The organism is Cutibacterium granulosum, assembly GCF_900186975.1.
In the GTDB taxonomy this organism is placed as follows: Bacteria; Actinomycetota; Actinomycetes; order Propionibacteriales; family Propionibacteriaceae; genus Cutibacterium; species Cutibacterium granulosum.
In genome coordinates, this window is record NZ_LT906441.1 from 1,958,597 (window position 1) to 1,974,754 (window position 16,158).

18 protein-coding genes are annotated in these 16,158 nt (G+C 64.6%); 6 read left to right on the forward strand and 12 right to left on the reverse strand.

The features are described from left to right. Window positions 1-23 precede the first annotated feature (23 nt). A complete protein-coding gene (locus CKV91_RS08420; protein ID WP_021104406.1) occupies window positions 24-938 on the reverse strand; it encodes an RDD family protein in 915 nt (304 codons plus the stop codon). Window positions 939-1,035: 97 nt separating this feature from the next. Between CKV91_RS08420 and CKV91_RS08425 the strand changes: the two genes are divergently transcribed. After that, a complete protein-coding gene (locus tag CKV91_RS08425; protein ID WP_021105670.1) occupies window positions 1,036-1,284 on the forward strand; it encodes a DUF3039 domain-containing protein in 249 nt (82 codons plus the stop codon). A gap of 185 nt (window positions 1,285-1,469) precedes the next feature. Here CKV91_RS08425 and aroQ read toward each other — a convergent pair whose 3' ends face one another. The 4 genes from aroQ to CKV91_RS08445 are packed head-to-tail and all read right to left on the reverse strand — an operon-like array spanning window position 1,470 to window position 3,659. Beyond that, window positions 1,470-1,910 (reverse strand): type II 3-dehydroquinate dehydratase, encoded by a 441-nt coding sequence (aroQ, locus tag CKV91_RS08430; protein ID WP_036957444.1) that lies wholly within the window; start codon window positions 1,908-1,910, stop codon window positions 1,470-1,472. Next, window positions 1,907-2,971 (reverse strand): phosphoheptose isomerase family protein, encoded by a 1,065-nt coding sequence (locus CKV91_RS08435; protein WP_021105672.1) that lies wholly within the window; start codon window positions 2,969-2,971, stop codon window positions 1,907-1,909. The genes aroQ and CKV91_RS08435 overlap by 4 nt, the downstream gene beginning before the upstream one ends. Window positions 2,972-2,979: 8 nt before the next feature. After that, entirely contained in the window at window positions 2,980-3,261 is a 282-nt protein-coding gene (locus CKV91_RS08440; protein WP_021105673.1) for a Trm112 family protein, read from the reverse strand. A gap of 38 nt (window positions 3,262-3,299) precedes the next feature. Further along, window positions 3,300-3,659 (reverse strand): DUF3499 domain-containing protein, encoded by a 360-nt coding sequence (locus CKV91_RS08445; RefSeq protein ID WP_021105674.1) that lies wholly within the window; start codon window positions 3,657-3,659, stop codon window positions 3,300-3,302. 152 nt (window positions 3,660-3,811) lie between these two features. Between CKV91_RS08445 and CKV91_RS08450 the strand changes: the two genes are divergently transcribed. Beyond that, complete coding sequence (locus tag CKV91_RS08450; RefSeq protein ID WP_036957446.1) at window positions 3,812-4,237, forward strand: metallopeptidase family protein; 426 nt, start codon at window positions 3,812-3,814, stop codon at window positions 4,235-4,237. Between the two features lie 135 nt (window positions 4,238-4,372). Here CKV91_RS08450 and CKV91_RS08455 read toward each other — a convergent pair whose 3' ends face one another. From CKV91_RS08455 to CKV91_RS08465, 3 genes are all read right to left on the reverse strand, one after another. Next, the gene (locus tag CKV91_RS08455; protein WP_197691390.1) at window positions 4,373-4,585 is read right to left on the reverse strand and encodes a WhiB family transcriptional regulator; all 213 of its coding nucleotides are present in this window, start codon (window positions 4,583-4,585) and stop codon (window positions 4,373-4,375) included. 205 nt (window positions 4,586-4,790) lie between these two features. Next, window positions 4,791-5,501, reverse strand: a complete 711-nt coding sequence (locus CKV91_RS08460; RefSeq protein ID WP_021104397.1) for a hypothetical protein — start codon at window positions 5,499-5,501, stop codon at window positions 4,791-4,793. Then, window positions 5,498-6,574 carry a mannose-1-phosphate guanylyltransferase gene (locus CKV91_RS08465; RefSeq protein ID WP_021104396.1) on the reverse strand — a complete coding sequence of 359 codons (1,077 nt, stop codon included), beginning with the start codon at window positions 6,572-6,574 and terminating at the stop codon, window positions 5,498-5,500. The genes CKV91_RS08460 and CKV91_RS08465 overlap by 4 nt, the downstream gene beginning before the upstream one ends. Before the next feature lie 68 nt (window positions 6,575-6,642). Here CKV91_RS08465 and CKV91_RS08470 point away from each other — a divergent pair, with 68 nt between their 5' ends. Beyond that, window positions 6,643-7,431, forward strand: a complete 789-nt coding sequence (locus CKV91_RS08470; RefSeq protein WP_155944889.1) for a TIGR03089 family protein — start codon at window positions 6,643-6,645, stop codon at window positions 7,429-7,431. 47 nt (window positions 7,432-7,478) lie between these two features. Here CKV91_RS08470 and CKV91_RS08475 read toward each other — a convergent pair whose 3' ends face one another. Further along, window positions 7,479-8,498: a glycosyltransferase family 2 protein gene (locus CKV91_RS08475; RefSeq protein ID WP_036957447.1), complete on the reverse strand. Its 1,020-nt coding sequence runs from the start codon at window positions 8,496-8,498 to the stop codon at window positions 7,479-7,481. A 267-nt stretch (window positions 8,499-8,765) separates the two neighbouring features. On the opposite strand from CKV91_RS08475, the gene CKV91_RS10150 reads away from it, so the two are divergent. Continuing rightward, window positions 8,766-10,190, forward strand: coding sequence for an LCP family glycopolymer transferase (locus CKV91_RS10150; protein ID WP_459208475.1), 1,425 nt, complete (start codon window positions 8,766-8,768; stop codon window positions 10,188-10,190). Window positions 10,191-10,620: 430 nt separating this feature from the next. Here the strand turns inward: CKV91_RS10150 and purE are convergent, their stop codons facing one another. The 3 genes from purE to CKV91_RS08495 form a co-directional block, all read right to left on the reverse strand. After that, window positions 10,621-11,094 (reverse strand): 5-(carboxyamino)imidazole ribonucleotide mutase, encoded by a 474-nt coding sequence (gene purE / locus CKV91_RS08485; protein WP_036957465.1) that lies wholly within the window; start codon window positions 11,092-11,094, stop codon window positions 10,621-10,623. 85 nt (window positions 11,095-11,179) lie between these two features. Continuing rightward, window positions 11,180-12,391 (reverse strand): 5-(carboxyamino)imidazole ribonucleotide synthase, encoded by a 1,212-nt coding sequence (locus CKV91_RS08490; protein ID WP_411430990.1) that lies wholly within the window; start codon window positions 12,389-12,391, stop codon window positions 11,180-11,182. Window positions 12,392-12,714: 323 nt separating this feature from the next. Next, window positions 12,715-13,431: a Type 1 glutamine amidotransferase-like domain-containing protein gene (locus tag CKV91_RS08495; protein ID WP_021105681.1), complete on the reverse strand. Its 717-nt coding sequence runs from the start codon at window positions 13,429-13,431 to the stop codon at window positions 12,715-12,717. A 278-nt stretch (window positions 13,432-13,709) separates the two neighbouring features. On the opposite strand from CKV91_RS08495, the gene CKV91_RS08500 reads away from it, so the two are divergent. Continuing rightward, window positions 13,710-14,012, forward strand: a complete 303-nt coding sequence (locus CKV91_RS08500; RefSeq protein ID WP_021104389.1) for a lactococcin 972 family bacteriocin — start codon at window positions 13,710-13,712, stop codon at window positions 14,010-14,012. A gap of 112 nt (window positions 14,013-14,124) precedes the next feature. Further along, entirely contained in the window at window positions 14,125-16,158 is a 2,034-nt protein-coding gene (locus tag CKV91_RS08505) for a hypothetical protein (protein WP_021105682.1), read from the forward strand.

A 16,158-nucleotide genomic window follows, 5' to 3' on the forward strand; every position in this document is an offset into this window, starting at 1 on the left:
ACCGCGAAACCTCCGGTACTGGGTCAATGGTTCGGGTCGTCGTGCCGCGGCACCGTGATGACCTGGGTACCGGCGATGAGGTCGTGCAGGGTCTGGCGACGTCGCTGGAACAGCGGCATGAGGTAGCTGATTGGCGTGAGGACGATGAGGAACTGGTTGAACATCTCCACCAGTGACCACCCCAGCGCTCGAGCCAGTGCACGCAGCACCGGTAGTCGTCGATGGGAACGCCCCTGACCGTTGGGGATGACTCTCATACGCATGACGAGCTGACCGACCGACGCTGCACAGGCCGAGAGCATGATGAACTGGTACACCGCTTGGGCAATGACGTATGCGGTGATCAAGGTCGTCATGGGATCGATGAAGTGGAATTGACTGGCGATCTGCTGCGGATTCAGCGTGGGAGTCTTCCCGGCAGCCACCTGGTCGTTGGCCCACTGCATGAATCTGGCGTACTCGTGGGCGGCATCGGTGACCTCATGGTTGAGACTCGCCATGACGACCACGGCGATGATGACGAAGTCGATGATCGTGGCCGCCACCCTGCGCCACCACCCGGCGAGCTCGAACCCGTCCTCGGTGCTCCCCCACCTGCTGGGACGGGGATCGGGGCGAGATGACGGCACCTGCTGCTGGGCAGGTGTGGGCCGACCATCCTGGACGCGCCTGGGTGCTGCTGGTTGCAGGGCGGCCAGTGACTCCGGCATCGTCGCGGGCTGCGGTTCTGGTGCATCACGCAGGTTGCGCGTCCACGACGTGCCGTCCCAGTATCGCTCCCCCGGGCCACCCGCTGGATCGGGGTACCACCCCATCGGGGGCAGGTTCGCCTGGCCCGACGAGGATGCCGAGGAGGATCCACCGCTTTGAGCTCGGCCGGTGCTGTCGTCGTCGGCACGTCGATGGGGCGCTCCGGTGCTGAATCGGTCATTGCTCACCCCACCACTATCCCACGGAAAACTGGATGATCCACGATCCCGGGACAGCTCATGGCGAGGTTCGGTGGTGGTTTCGCCACTGCCTTATCATGGGGGCATGAGTACCCAACTGGCACCCGGTTCCCAGAGCGCAGTCGAGGAGAAGACCCAGCCGAGCTTCGAGGACGGTGACGCAGAGCGCTTCTCGCACTACGTCCCCAAGGCCAAACTCACCGATGCCATCGTCAACGGCACACCGGTCGTCGCCCTGTGCGGCAAGGTGTGGGTACCCAGCCGCAACCCGGACAAGTTCCCGGTCTGCCCGGACTGCAAGGAGATCTGGGAGTCGATGAACCCTGGGAACTGAGTCCTGGGGAACTGGGCCCTTGGCAGCTGGGCACCGTCCCGATTCCGATGCGCCGGGCCGTTCCGATGCGCAGGGGCCAGCGCACGACACCATCAACGTGCAGTACGGATCGGCGTGCAGCACGGCCTGCCAACCCCGACTGAAAAGGCCGGTCGTCCCACTGTGTCAGATGGCGTCGTGTGAGGTCAGATGGCGTCGCCTGAGGCCAAGTAGCGCAGTGCCAGGTCGTACCCGGAGATTCCCAGCCCGGTGATGCTACCGGTGACGTAGGCCGACACGACGCTGTGGTGTCGGAACTCCTCGCGCCTCGCCGTGTTGCTCAGATGCACCTCGATGACCGGGGCCTCCACCTGTGCCACGGCATCGGCAATGGCGATGTTGTAGTGGCTCCACGCCGCCGGATTGATGACGACCGGGATCCTCCGATCGGCGGCCTCGTGGAGCCACCCGATCATCTGCGCCTCCGAGTCGGTCTGGCGCACCACCACGTCCAGCCCGAGCCGGTCCGCAGTGTGCTGCACATGGTCGACGAGTTCGTCATGGCTCATCGACCCGTAGATCTCAGGTTGACGCCGGCCGAGCCGGCCAAGATTGGGGCCGTTGAGCACCCAGACCATTCTGCTCACAGCTGCACCACGTCGTCGAGACGGCCCAGCCCCAACGCCACATATGCTGCCATGTAGCGTCCCTGCATGAGCAGGGTGACGTATGTGCGGACCGGATCGGAGTCCTCGTCCACCCCGAGCGGAAGGTCGATGGCGTGCACCGGCACGTCAAACCGTTGTGCGACCTCCTCAAGGCCGGCACGGCGTGGATCCGGGACGTGGTCGTCCATGACCAACAGCACCGGACGTTGTTGCGGACCGTCCACCTCGGGATCGCTGAACGGATCGCGTGGATCGGACGAGCAGATCACCGGGAGCAGCTCGGCGGCGTCGGCACACAGGGCAGGCTCCCCAGTGGCTCTTCGGAGCGCCTCGGCAACGCGTCGTGCCGATCGGGCCGCCAACACGGATCCACCCCACAACAGTGGTGTGGCGTCGGCCATGGCACAGGCCAGCTCCTTGGCACGGTTGAAGGGCATCTCCCGGAACGGGGAGGACTCCTCCGCAATCATGTCGGCGGCTCGCCCCACCTGGTTCGGGTCGGTCTGGGGCCCCAACCCGAGATGTCCCAGCACCGCCAGAACGGCGACAGCAGCAGCCAACGGATCATCACCGCAAACCGGCACCCGAACGCTTGCCCCGCCTGCCGTGCGCCAGGCTGGGGAATCCTCCGCAGTCGCCACCAGGATGGCAGCTCCACGTCTGGCTGCCTCTCTCACGGCACCAACGGTGTACGAGGGTTCGGCGAGAGACGCAGCTTCACCCCATGGAACTTCCTGCTGATCGACATCGACGACGAGGTCCAGGGGCCCCACCCAGGCGGGCAGGTGTGGCAGGGACCACGCAACGATCGGAACCGGGCACAGCGGTTCGAGCACGGCACGGATGAAGCGTGCCTCCGCACCCACGACGAGCACGCCACGCGGAGTACCGATGTGCTCCACGGCAGAGCCAATACCATCGATCTGAGCACCGACCCGACGGATTCGTGCTCCTTCACCGGCCAGACGACGTAGCAGACTCTCGGCCCCGGCCGAGAGATCACGTGACTCGAGTCGCGAGTCGTCAAAGATCGCCTTCACCGCCGCCCTCACTCAGGACGAATCGAACTGATGCGGGTGGGTTCGTCGTCCTCCCCGGTCTCGGGACGACGAGCAGCGTCGATACGCAGGTCCGGGACTCCGTCATGCACCTCGAAGGCCAGTCCGCAGGAAGGTGAGGAGCAGACCAGTTCACCACTGTCGTAGTCGAGGGCGAAGGTGGAATGGCACGAGGGGCAGGCCACCACCTCGAGGAACTGGGGAGCCAGGTCAAGGGCCTCAGGCGTCTGGGGAATCTGGGTGGGCTGAGTGGTCTTGGTGGACCGGAGCATCGTCGTCACCTCTCGAGAGCTGTTGCGCTGCACTCACGTTAGCGCACGGAGTCGCGGTCGGCGATGACTGCGAGGTGACCTCGTCGTCCCAGGACGGTCACCCCAGCCATGTTGGGCACGCCGTGGGACTCTGCCGTTGCGTCGCCGCTGGTGGGGACGATCTCGTCGTCGAGCATGCCGATCTCGCGCACGGCTCGGGCCAGGGCCATGATGTCGTCGGGTTCGTGCTCATCCTCGGTGCCGTCGACACCGGGGAGACGAATGAGTTCCCACCCCTTGGGGACCGTGAGTTCACCACTGTGTTCGCTGCACAGGTCGTAGCCGCCCGGATGCTGCTCCGGGGACAGCGGGCCCAGGACTGCCGAGGACTCGGCATAGACATAGGTCAGGGTGGCCACTGCTCGCCGCCGACATCCGCTTCGCACACACAGTCTCACGATGGTTGAGGCTACGCCGGTGCCGCGGGACAGCTCGGAGGACTGGCCGAGGGGTGCGAGGTTCGGCTCGCCGAACCCACTGTGGATGGCTGCGGTGACCTATCGTTGTCCGTATGAGCACCCGACGAGATCGTCACGGCCGTGGGCCACGCGGGCCAGTCGTCCTACCGCGGGAACATGGTGGGGTGACCAGGCGTCTGCGACCCACCCGCAACGAGTTCTTCCAGCTGTGTGTTGCACAATCGGCCCAGCGCATCCTCGAGAGCTGCCCCGGCGTGCTCAGTCAGGTGATCATTGGGATCGAGGACGTCCCGGGCGCCACCGAATGGACCCAAGGGCGCGTCCCCCTGGCCAGTGCGCAGGACCCGGACGGACGTTCCCCGGCCAAGGTCGTGCTCTACCGTCGTCCGCTGGAACTGCGCGCCGCCACCCGCCCGGGGCTGGCGATCCTCGTGCACCGCACCCTCGTGGAGCAGTTGTCGGCACTCACCGGCTTTCCGGTCTCGGTCATCGATCCCCACGAGGATGGCATGATCTGAGGTCCCCCAGACACGGGTCCACCGTGAGATGATCATGTGGGGCAGGGCGACGCCGCTGACGTCCATTATTGGAATAGCTGCAGCTGTCGCCTGCTCAGGGTGCAGCGTGCATCGCGTGAATGATCGCTCGATCGCTCAGGCGCGACGCCGCAACCTGCGCCGCTCCATCTCCGACATGCCGCCCCAGATGCCGAACCGTTCATCGTTCTCCAGTGCGTACGACAGGCACTCGTCACGCACCTCGCAGGACTCACAGATTCGTTTGGCCTCGCGAGTGGAACCACCCTTCTCGGGGAAGAACGCCTCCGGATCGGTCTGAGCGCACAGGGCGCGCTCCTGCCACGACATTTCTTCGTCGTCGCCGTCGGGCAGCGACACCAGGACATTGGTGGGCATGAAGAGATCTCCTCTGGAAAGGGGGAAGGCAGTCGCGCTGAGATCTGCTCGTTCACCAAGTTACACGACTGTCATTCATCTGTCATTCATTCCGTGAACTCGTGAGACTCCCCTGTCGGTGCCCCAATTTCTGATAAGAGCACCCCGGTCGCTGATGTCAGGGCTGGCGGGAGTCATCGTGCTGGCCCTGCGAATCCTGGTTCCGATGCTGGGACCAGTCCAGTGCCTGCCCGGACGTCCCCCAGGTGGAGGCTTGGGCCCCCTGCGCAGCGTCGGATGCCTTTGCCCACGAGGCTCCAGCGGCCTCATCGGTCGTCCACACCGGTGTGTTGCGCTCATCCTCCCCACTGGAGCCAGCAGGATCGTCCTGTTCCGATCCAGCAGGCACCGGGCGAGGTCGTGTGGTCTCACCGCTTTGCTCACCGTGGCTGAGTGGTGATGCCGCCACGATGAGGGCAATGATCGCCAGCACCTTGACCGTCACCACCATGAGGGACCCGATGAACCCCAGGGCCACGCCAAGGGTTCGACCGGGAGCATGCACACATGCCAGAATCGCCAGGATGAGGTCGCAGCCCGCACCCACGGCGACGACGATGGCGGCGACCTTGGCGATGACCGTTGACCTGGTCACCACCGGAGCCTGCAGGCGGCACCACCACACGGCAGCCACCATGGCCAACATGATGGTCAACCCCAGTGAGCCACCGGAGGAGCGACGAGCGACTTCGAAGACGGTGTCCTCGCCCTGGATCAGCGCTCCGCAGAAATCCACCAGGAAGATGATCGTGAACCCCGTGCCAAGGGCGGTGAGCACCCAGGCCAGCGGTTCACGTACCCGCAACAACTTCTCGACAAGTGGGTTCATGCGTAGTCCCGTCCACACTCCTCGGCCACCACGGCGACGAGCTCCTTGACCCGCTGGCTGTCGGCCAGCGGAACGACGAGTGTGGCCCGATCGGTGGTCACCACGGCCATGGCATGCAGCCCAGCCACGGCGAGTACCGCGTCGGATCGGGTGTTGATGAGCAGATTCGCCTCGGAATCGATGGAAACCGTGGCCCCGGTGGCATGGTTTCCCCTGCCGTCGTCGGGAAGGTGCGGGGCAAGGGTCTCGAAGGAGCCGACGTCATACCACTGGATGGCCAGCGGCACGGCAACGACATGGCATCCGGCTCGACCCGCTGAGACCGGCTCCATGACGGCGAAGTCCACCGAGATCTTCTCCATCTGAGGGTAGACCTCCTGCAGGGACTCTGGCTCGCGCACGAGCTGACCAGCCTGACGGGCAGTGGCCGGTTTGAGCTGGGAGACGACGTCGAGCAGAGTTGTGGCTCGCCAGACGAACATCCCGGAGTTCCACCAGAACTCCCCGGAGTCGAAGTAGCTGCGCGCCAGCTCCGCATTGGGTTTCTCGACGAATTCACGCACCTCGAAGGCGCGGCGATCCTCGTCAATGGGGTTGCCCCGGTGCAGATATCCGAAACCGGTGTTCGGCTCGGTGGGAATGACACCGAAGGTCACCAGGGCCGAGGAATCGGTCTCGGCGATCTCGAAGCCGTGGTTCAGGGCGGCGCGAAATCCACTCACCGGGCGGATGATGTGATCGGCGGTGACGGTGGCAATGACGGCGTCCGGGTCGGAGTCGGCGATGACGGCAGCCGGCCACGTCACGGCGTTGAGGGAATCCCGCCCCACGGGTTCCCCGAGGATGTTGCTGCCCGGCACCTCGGGAAGGATGTCGGAGACGACGTCGGCATAGGCCTGCCCGGTGCACACGAAGACGTTCTCGTCCGGGACGACACCGCGCACCCGTTCGAAGGCCATTCGCAACAGACTCATCCCGTCGATGAGGTCGAGCAACTGCTTGGGTTCACCCTGACGTGACAACGGCCACAGTCGGGTACCGGATCCACCAGCGATGATGAGGACGTAGCGCATGCCTCAAGGCTAGCGACGAATTGCGTCGATTCTCGCAACGCCGGGCCGAGCACGGCATGATGGCTGCCATGAACACCAGCATCGAGCAGTCCGGCGCCGAGGATGGCTGCGGGTTCACCGGCACGAAGCTGGCTGCAGCCATTGCACGCCAGGTCCACAATCCCGACCCGTTCGTCACCTGGGTCAACGGCGATTCACGTCTTGACCTGTCGGGGAAGACGCTGTGCACCTGGGTGGCCAAGACCGTGACCCTCATGACCGACGAGGGCATCGGTCGCGGGGACCGTGTGGCACTTGACGCCGTGACTCAGCATCCCGGGCACTGGATCGCACCGATCTGGTTCATGTCCAGCTGGTGGGCCGGATGGCACGTCCTGCTGGGTGCCGAACCAGACGATGACCCGGTTGATGCCCTTGTCACTGGTCCGAGGCAAGACTTGGCACAGTGTCACCGGACGTCGGCAGCGCAGGTGCCTGCGTCGACGCTCGTCCAGTGCTCGCTCAAACCGTGGGGCGGTCCGTGTGACGACCTCGCACCTGCAGCCATTGACCACGCCGACTGCATGGCCATGCCGGATGCCCTGCCACCAGCAGATGCAGATCCACACCTTGTCCTGGGCGCTGCGACGCAGCCGCCAGGGGCGGACGAGCCGAGCACGCATGACACCGCCCCGATCGGTGATCGTGTCCTGCTGGCCCACCCCACTGACACACAGGTGGCATGGGTCACCGCGCGGTGTCTGGTGGGTGGGGGCTCCCTGGTGCTCATCGACTCCGTCGAGGACGACACGGCATCGACCGACCCCACCTGTCACGACACAGCAGTACGGGAACACGCTCGAGTCATCGCCCGGTGACGCAGCCTCCCCGCTACGACTCGCTGCACCCGAGGTGCGGGGTCACTTCATTGCGTTCGAGGTGCGGGTAGCCCCACGATGAAACCGGCCCCCCAGCTCATGTGCATGACGGTGAGCACGAGCGGCAATCGTGCTCGTACCGCAGAGGTGAGGGGCTGCTTGAGCAGCAGGCTGCCGGCCGTCATGGCACCGAGGTATCCGGCTGGCACGGCAAAACCCGCCACCAGAGGACTGGGCCGCCCCTTCAGGGCCGAACGCACGATCCCAGCCACTCCCCCGATGGCCCCGACCGCGCACGCCACGACCGTCACGGGAGCAGCCAGGTATCGCAGGCTCGCCGAGTCCCGATGGGTCCGTATGACCTGACGACGCCACTGCCCGGTGTGAAAGAACTGGGTGGCAAGGGATTTCACATCCGAGCGAGGCCGATAGGTCACCTTCAGACGAGGGCTGAACCACACCTCGCGTCCGCTGTGACGCAGCCGATAGTTGAGTTCCCAGTCCTGTGCCCGGTCGAAGCTGGGGTCGAAGCCGCCGACCGCCAGCAGGTCGGTCTTGCGATACACCCCCAGAAAAACAGTGTCGGCAGGACCTTCCGGTGAGTTCTTGAGATGGAAGGAGCCGCCCCCCAACCCAAGTCGGGACGTGTAGGCCGCAGCCACCGCCTTCTCGAAGTCAGTCGTCCCCTGGGCGTCCATGATCCCCCCGACATTGGCGGCACCGGTACGCTCCAGCAACTCCACAGCGGTGGCGATGTACTCCGGACCGAGCTCACCGTGAGCGTCGACCCGCACGATGATGTCGTACCTGCTGGCCGCCACTCCCAGGTTCATGGCCCTGGGTGTCGTGCCCTGCGGGTTCGCGATGACCCGAATCCGCTCGTCGCCGTCGGCAAGCCGCTCAGCGATCCGTTCGGTGTCGTCCTCGCTGGGCGCGACGACGAGAATGATCTCCATCGGACCGGGATAGCCCTGACCGACGATTCCGGCGACGGAGGACGCCAGAAATCTCTGCTCGTTGCGCACGGGCACGACGATGGACACAGGCGGTGCGAAATTGGAGGCCATGTGGTTCATTGTGCCAGCTCCGCCATGAAAGTCCGTGACGACGATCCGGTACAGCCAGGCACTCAGGGATCATCATGCCCGACACCGGCATCAACACTCACTGTCCTGGCGCTGCGGAGCCATGGTCCTGGCACGGGAGCCACCGTCCTGACACTGAGGCAGCAGCGCAGAACTCCGTCGCTGTGATGAGCTTTCCTGTCGGTTTTGTGCGCCTCACACGGCCGGTCACGATTCTTTTCGCGCACAGTGATGGATACGGTTGTCTGCATGCCAACACCGCGCGACAACCACTCCCACCAGGATGACATGAACTGGTTGTACGGCAGTTCGGAGAACTCCCGTACCACGGGGTCGCGCCGTGCTGGCGACGAGAACAGTGCGGGACGACACCGCAGCACGAGGCGTCCCCGGGGCGGTGAAACCCGTGGCGGCCGGTACGCGACCGATTCCCGACCCCACACCGATGATCCGGTTCGCCGTGGCGACACCGACAGCCATGACACCTTCCGTACCGATCAACGTCGGCGACGTCGTGACGCCGGCACGCGTTCTGGTGGCACCCGACCGGCGAGATCCCGGTCCCGCAGTGGGACGGCAACCGTCGCGTCACGCTCAGCCCAGTCTGCCCGATCAGCCCAGTCTGCCCGATCAGCCCAGTCTGCCCGATCAGCCCAGTCTGCCCGATCAGCCCAGTCTGCCCACTCACCTTCGTCTCACCGCAGGAAGGCCACACCAACGCGACACAAACACTCCTTCGCCAAGAAGATCACGACCCTGCTCGTCCTGTGGATCATCTGGCTGGTCGGTGTACCGGCATACGCCCTCCTGGAGGGCCAGAAGGTCGACGCCACCCCCAGTGGGGAACGCCCCGCCCCCCAACCGGGCACAGCCGTGCTCCTGGTGGGCACCGATCAGCGCGACAACCTCACCGAGAAGCAGCAGAAACAGCTGGGCACCGGCACTGCCGAGGGAACCCGCACCGACACGATGCTGCTGCTGTACCGGCCCCCGAAGGGCAGGACGATCCTCGTCTCCCTACCTCGTGACTCCTACGTCCCCATTCCAGGACACGGCCGCAACAAGCTCAACGCCGCCTACGCCATCGGCGGGGCACCGCTGCTCACCGAGACCGTGGAACAGGTCACCGGGGTACGTCTGGACGGCTACATGGAGATCGGCTTCGGTGGTTTCGTCAACATGGTGGACGCCGTGGGCGGAGCGGACGTCTGCCTCGACAAGCCCATGAAGGACCGCGACTCCCACACCGATCTGCCAGCCGGGTGCCAGAACCTGGACGGCATCTCGGCGCTGGGATACGTACGTATGCGCAAGGCTGACCCGTTGGGTGACCTCGGGCGAGTCAAACGTCAGCAGGAGGTGGCCTCGCAGGTGGCTCACAAGGCCATGTCACCGTGGACCTTCATCAATCCGGTGCGTTACTGGAAGGTTGTCAACGCCGGCGCCTCCACCGTGCGCCGTGGGGAGGACACCTCACTCAAGACATCCGTCGTCACGGCTCGCTCCCTCATGCGTCTGTCCGGCTCCGACGGGATGAAGCTCACCGTCCCGGTAGCCAATCCCGACGCCCAGACCGCAGCAGGGTCATCGGTGCTGTGGGACCGGGAACGCGCCCTGCGGCTCTTCGAGATGATGAAGACTGGCGACACCTCGAATGCGGACTCCTTCCGCTGAGGTGTCTACCAGTTCCGCTGAGGTGCCTGCAGAGCTGGCCCCGGACGAGGCCATTTCAGTGGACACCCCTGCTGGGACGTGGTTGCGGCTTCTCCTTGCCATACTGCGTCCACGCCCTTTGGAAACCCCCTGCTGAGGCTGGCTGCGGAGCGGTCCCACCACAAACCAGCCCCTCTCCTGAAAAAGCCTCGGCGTGGCGAGGCACGCCGAGACACGTGACGGAGACGGGGCCATGCGAGGACAGGGACACGTGACGACTGGACCAAGTGACCGGGGGCGTGGCTGGCCGAGGAGACGTGACGACTGGACCAGGTGACCTGCAGGACCACACCGACGAGCGGATCCGGGTGGAACCCCGTCGTGGGCCCTGCCCCGGGCCGTGGAGCTCCGGATCGCCAGACCAGAACCGGCCCCTTCAGACCTTGCCGAATCAGACCGTGGAGTGCGTCCGGACGATCTCGCCCTTGGCGGTGGCGCGATCACGCAGGGCCTGCTGGTAGTCGAGCATCCTGCCGATGAGCTCGTCGTCCCCGGCGGCAAGCATGCGCACCGCGAGCAGACCGGCGTTCTTCGCATTGCCGACGCCGACCGTGGCCACCGGCACCCCACCGGGCATCTGGACGATGGACAGCAGCGAGTCCATACCGTCCAGGTGGGCCAGCGGCACCGGCACCCCGATCACCGGCAGCGGGGTGAGGGCAGCCACCATGCCGGGCAGATGGGCAGCGCCACCGGCACCAGCGATGATGACCTCGATGCCACGAGTGTGGGCGGCACGCCCGAACCTCACCATCTCCTCGGGCATGCGATGGGCCGAGACGACGTCGGCCTCGTAGGGCACGCCGAACTCGTCGAGCACCTCGGCGGCGGGCTGCATCGTCGGCCAGTCGGAGTCCGACCCCATGATGATGGACACTCGTGCACCGGACTTCTCGGGAGCACCAGAGCCCTCAGAGGTCAGTGGCGCGGTGTCGGGTGGAACGGTGTTGTCAGGCATTGTGGTCTCCCATCAGATATCCAGCGGCATGCCGCGCACGGCGCGCGACCTCGTCCACGCCGTCCCCCACACAGGTGACGTGGCCCACCTTGCGCCCCGGACGCACGTCCTTGCCGTAGAGCTCCACCCGCAGGCCGGGATCGCGGGCGAAGCAGTGCTGCAGGGCGCCGGTGAGGTCGTCCTCCGAGCCGCCGAGCACATTGGCCATGACGACGGCAGGGGCGGTGAGCGAGGGATCGCCCAGCGGCAGGTCGAGCACGGCGCGCAGATGATTCTCGAACTGGCTCGTCGCGGCTCCGTCGATCGTCCAGTGCCCGGTGTTGTGGGGTCGCATGGCCAGCTCGTTGACGACGACCGATCCGTCGGCGCGCTCCATGAGTTCGACGGCCAGCACACCGACCACACCGAGTCGACCGGCGATGTCGAGGGCCATGGCCTGGATCTCGGCCTGTCGGGTCTCCGACATGCGCGGGGCCGGGGTGATCGTCTCCACGCAGATGCCGTCGCGCTGGATCGTCTCGCTGATCGGGTAGGCCACTCCCTGCCCCGATGGGGAGCGTACGACGATGGCCGAGAGCTCCCGGGTGAAGTCGACGAGCTCCTCGGCGATGATGCGGATGGGTTGGTGGCCGTCGGCCAGGCCACCCATCGCCTGGAACGGGGTGGCCACGCCGTCCGGCCCGTCGACCTTCCAGACTCCCTTGCCGTCGTAGCCGCCGCGAGAGGTCTTGGCGATGACCGGCCACCCGATCTTCCCGGCGAAGTCGACGAAGGCCTCGTGGGAGTCACAAACCTGCCAGCGCGGGTTGGGGAACCCGGCACGTTCCATGAACTGGCGCATGACCGCCTTGTCCTGGGCGTGCACCTGGGCATCGGCACCAGGGCGTACTGCCACCCCGGTCTCCTCCATGCGGCGCACCAGTTCGGTGGGCACGTGCTCGTGGTCGAACGTCACGGCGTCGCAGTCCTTGGCGAAGGCCAGCACCGCCTCCTCGTCCAGGTGTGATCCGACGACGACGTCGTTCATCACCTGGGCCGCGGACTCCTGCGGCGAGGTCGCCAGCAGTCTCGTGCGAATGCCCAGCCCGATGGACGCCTGATGCATCATGCGGGCCAGCTGCCCGCCCCCGACAATCCCTATGGTGTACGTCACACATGCCATCGTAGTGCCCATGGGCTCGGGGGACGCCCAACACTGCTTCATGGGCCCAAGAGCACTGACTGATGCCCGTGAGCTCACGAGATGACCAACACCACCTCGCTGGCCGCACTGGCGGCTCGGTAATGCCCCGTGAGCTCAGGAGGTGCCCGGTGGCCAGACCTCACCCCCAGGCGAGGCGTGGGCAATGTCCACACGCTCAAGGAGGCGACCGGTGCCGGCCGGGATTTTCGGCGGCACCACGCCGTAGTGCCCATGGGTTCAAGGGGTGTCTCACCGGGGCTGGAAACCGCTGCAAAATCTGCCACCCACGGCCCGGTTCCGGGAGCGAAATGGTTCGCATCAGACAAGAAACACAGCAACTGGGGTCACAGCAGACGGGGTGCGAGCTCCTCCCGGTAGATGCCCGAGGAGGCAGGCTCCTGGGTGGTGGCGATGCGCCCCACCGTGGCCTCCTCACGTTCGGCGACCACCTCGGCGAACTCGCCGTCGATGAACCGCACGGCAGCGCCGTCGTCGACGGCGTACCCGGCAGGCAGTACGCCCGAGGCCACTGCCTGGGCATAGACCTCCGCACGATTCTCCTTGCGGTCGAAGTGCGGACAGAACGACCCGTCGAGCAGTCCCAGCCCGCCACGCCAGGCCCGAATCGGCCCGAAGGCGTCGGTGACGCACCCCTGGAACCAGCACGATGCGCCAGCCGACACCCCGCCCAGGACGAGATCCTCACCCTTGCCGATCTTGTGACGCAGGGCGACGTCCACCCCGTGGGTGTGCCACAGGGCGACGAGGTTGGCGACCGACCCGGCTCCCACGACCACGACGTCGGCCTCGGCCAACCGCTCCACCGACTCATTGGCCCCCTGCCACAAGGTGAGCACCATGGTGCGTGCCCCCAGCTCGGAATAAGCGGCGAGGAACCGGTTGACGTAGACCGGGTCGTCGGCCGAAGCCGTCGGTGCGAAACACACCAATGGGGAGGACTTTCCCGACAGGTCGAGCAGGTGGCGGTCGATGGCGGTGGGCTCTCCGTGCCGAGACATCGAGAAACCGCCACCACCCATGGCAAGGATGTGGGTCGTCATGGCCCATAGCTTAGGCAATGATTCCGCAGGGCTGCGCCGAAAGGGCTCAGCGTCGCGCTCTGAGTCCAGTGATTGTCGACGGTACGGCAAGGTCCCCGCCAGATCAGATCTGAGCCAGCTCGGTGAATGGTAGGGGCTACTTGGATGAACCTACCCTGAACATCTCTCCACGATGCTTGACGAGCACCTAACCCCATATCAGCATGGGTTGTGCGGCCGTATCTTTGGGATTTGTTTTCACGAGCAAAGAGAAGTGACCAGGAATGAACATCAGGAAAATGGCAACCACCGCATGCGCCGGTGCCGCGTTGCTCATCTGTACAGCTGCACCGGCATTCGCCACCACCACCAGTGCTGGCGGTGGTATCTGGAGCTATGGCTTCGATGGCAAGGGAACGCAGGTCTACTCCAATTATCTTCACCCGACGAGATACCACCACTCCAGCACCATCAATTACTGGAGTGAGTACTCGTGTCACGAAGCAGCTCGCACCAAGTGGGCACGTACCTCGGAACGCGCCGACCCGAAGAAAGGACACCGTGACTATGCCTACTGGGGACTTGGACACTGCGGATCATGATCTCCCGATCATCACGATGAGTTTCGCAGGCAAGTTTCAACTGGCCATCTCATCACCGCTTGCCTGATGTAGGAATCCACTCCCATCCCGTTTCCCAACCTTGGAGGCACCCATGACCCGCAAACTCACAGCTGCCATGCTGGTGCTCATGTGGGTCGTGAGTGCCCTGTTGGCATGGCAGGTCATGGCAGCAACAACTCAATCAGATCCACTCACCGCCACGGTCCATGTGAATGTCGGAAAATGGCAAGATACGAACCCGACGCAGCTGTATGCCGAGCTCGACGACTTCGCACAGGCACATCACATGACCATTGCGAGAGTTGCCGAGGACTCCTCACGCGGCCTGCGCGGAGGCAGGGACATCTTCATCAGCGCTCATGACCCTGCTGCACCGACTCTCGAAGCCTCTCGGTATGGGTTCGCTCGCAGCCTCCCGACTCAGGTGAAGCCATTGCAGGAAGCCGGTATACGCGGAATCAACGGCGTATGGGTGCTCTTCGGGTCGGACGACCCCTCCGCTGCTGTCCAGTTCTTTGGTGATCACGGTGTGCAGACCCAGGTCACGCCTCTTGACGACTCGCCTCTCCTACGACCGATCACGTCCGGTGGTACAGCCGTGCAGGATGCCGCCCTGCTCGTCGTCGTGGCTGCATCCATCGCAGTGACCGTGCTGCACTCGCGGCAATACGCAATCCAGCGGCTGCATGGGTGGTCCAACATCTCAACTGCATGGTCACAGCTGCAGCCAGCCCTGGTGACGTGGGCACTGAGTGGCGTTGTCGTGCTGGCAGCAACATGCATCAGCCTTGCAGCAGCGGGGTCCGGAGGAATCACACAGTTCGCGCTTCAGTCACTCGTCTTCTGCGCCATATTCTTCGCAACAGGAATCGTCATCCACCTTGTGACGCTTGCACTCATTTCGAGAACTGAGATCCTCGGTGCCCTCAAGGGGGAACTGCCCGCCGGATGGATCGTAGGAGCTTCGTACCTCGTGCGTGTCCTTGCCGTGGTCACGGCACTTTCCTTGGGCTCACAGCTCGTCCTGCTCGGAATGGAGACCCGACACCTCAGAGAAACCCAAGAACCACTTGAGTCCTTGGGCAATGCTTCCGTCATAACCTTCGGAAACACCTTCGACCAGCCCGACATGGAAGCTGCCATGCGGGTGGATGGTCAGTGGATGAAACGGCTGGACCAACGCGGCCAGCTCATGATCGCACACCGAGATGACCAAATCCTCCCCACACACCCGGTCGTCATCGTCAATTCGACATACCTGAGGCACTACCCACTGCCAGGGAACGTCACTACGAACCATGACGTCACCGTCGCCATACCTGCCGACAACTGGGACGAACGAAGTGAAGTTTCCCACATGATCACCAGCAATCTCCTGGACGCTGAGGGTGGCGGGCTGCTGGCCACCAGATCCAAGACGCGAGTGACGAGGATTCCCGTCGATCACGACGTCTTCACCTTCATGCCTGCGCAACACGATGCCGACAGCGAGTCATCCACCGACGTCACCTCGGCCTTCGTGCACGATGCCATCGTCGTCGTTGTCCCCAACGGTTCACTGGCCAGCTACTCCAGTCTGGAGAAGGAGGAGGCACTCGTCACAGACCCCGATACAGCTCAGCGAGATCTCACCGAAAACCCGCAGGTCGCCAAACATGTCCAGAGCATTGTGCCAGTACTCACCCATGCTCGCGGTGAACTCAATGCGAAAAACACTGAACTGGCCACCCTCGCCATGGCAAACATCATCATCTGGGCAGTGGTCATTATGGCCGGCATCGCCGCCACCACGACCCACGTGACGCGCCATCGTATGCGCACCTTTATCCGCACCATGAATGGTTGGCGGGCCACGACGACCCATCGCGACCTGATCATCATCGAAGCAGCACTGCTGGTTGCCATCATGTGTTGGCTGCCTGCCTCTGCACTCATCCATGCCCGGCAACAGGCCCAGGAGTTCGCCATGGCTGGCATGGCAACAGCGGACATGCCTGCCCCGCACCTCGCTGCACTCGATTTCGCACCTGTCCTCATTCTTGCCCTTGTGACGACAGGAGGCTTCATCGTGACCCTCACCATCGCTCACCGCACCGTGATTCGCAACGCACACCGAGGACTGTGA

Bases quoted from the DNA above. Each gene is read 5' to 3' on its own strand.
- CKV91_RS08425 (WP_021105670.1), top strand. From the start codon at position 1,036: ATGAGTACCCAACTGGCACCCGGTTCCCAGAGCGCAGTCGAGGAGAAG.
- CKV91_RS08440 (WP_021105673.1), bottom strand. From the start codon at position 3,261: ATGCTCCGGTCCACCAAGACCACTCAGCCCACCCAGATTCCCCAGACG.
- CKV91_RS08450 (WP_036957446.1), top strand. From the start codon at position 3,812: ATGAGCACCCGACGAGATCGTCACGGCCGTGGGCCACGCGGGCCAGTC.
- CKV91_RS08455 (WP_197691390.1), bottom strand. From the start codon at position 4,585: ATGTCGTGGCAGGAGCGCGCCCTGTGCGCTCAGACCGATCCGGAGGCG.
- CKV91_RS08460 (WP_021104397.1), bottom strand. From the start codon at position 5,501: ATGAACCCACTTGTCGAGAAGTTGTTGCGGGTACGTGAACCGCTGGCC.
- CKV91_RS08465 (WP_021104396.1), bottom strand. From the start codon at position 6,574: ATGCGCTACGTCCTCATCATCGCTGGTGGATCCGGTACCCGACTGTGG.
- CKV91_RS08470 (WP_155944889.1), top strand. From the start codon at position 6,643: ATGAACACCAGCATCGAGCAGTCCGGCGCCGAGGATGGCTGCGGGTTC.
- CKV91_RS08475 (WP_036957447.1), bottom strand. From the start codon at position 8,498: ATGGCCTCCAATTTCGCACCGCCTGTGTCCATCGTCGTGCCCGTGCGC.
- CKV91_RS10150 (WP_459208475.1), top strand. From the start codon at position 8,766: ATGCCAACACCGCGCGACAACCACTCCCACCAGGATGACATGAACTGG.
- purE (WP_036957465.1), bottom strand. From the start codon at position 11,094: ATGGGGTCGGACTCCGACTGGCCGACGATGCAGCCCGCCGCCGAGGTG.
- CKV91_RS08490 (WP_411430990.1), bottom strand. From the start codon at position 12,391: ATGAAGCAGTGTTGGGCGTCCCCCGAGCCCATGGGCACTACGATGGCA.
- CKV91_RS08495 (WP_021105681.1), bottom strand. From the start codon at position 13,431: ATGACGACCCACATCCTTGCCATGGGTGGTGGCGGTTTCTCGATGTCT.
- CKV91_RS08500 (WP_021104389.1), top strand. From the start codon at position 13,710: ATGGCAACCACCGCATGCGCCGGTGCCGCGTTGCTCATCTGTACAGCT.
- CKV91_RS08505 (WP_021105682.1), top strand. From the start codon at position 14,125: ATGACCCGCAAACTCACAGCTGCCATGCTGGTGCTCATGTGGGTCGTG.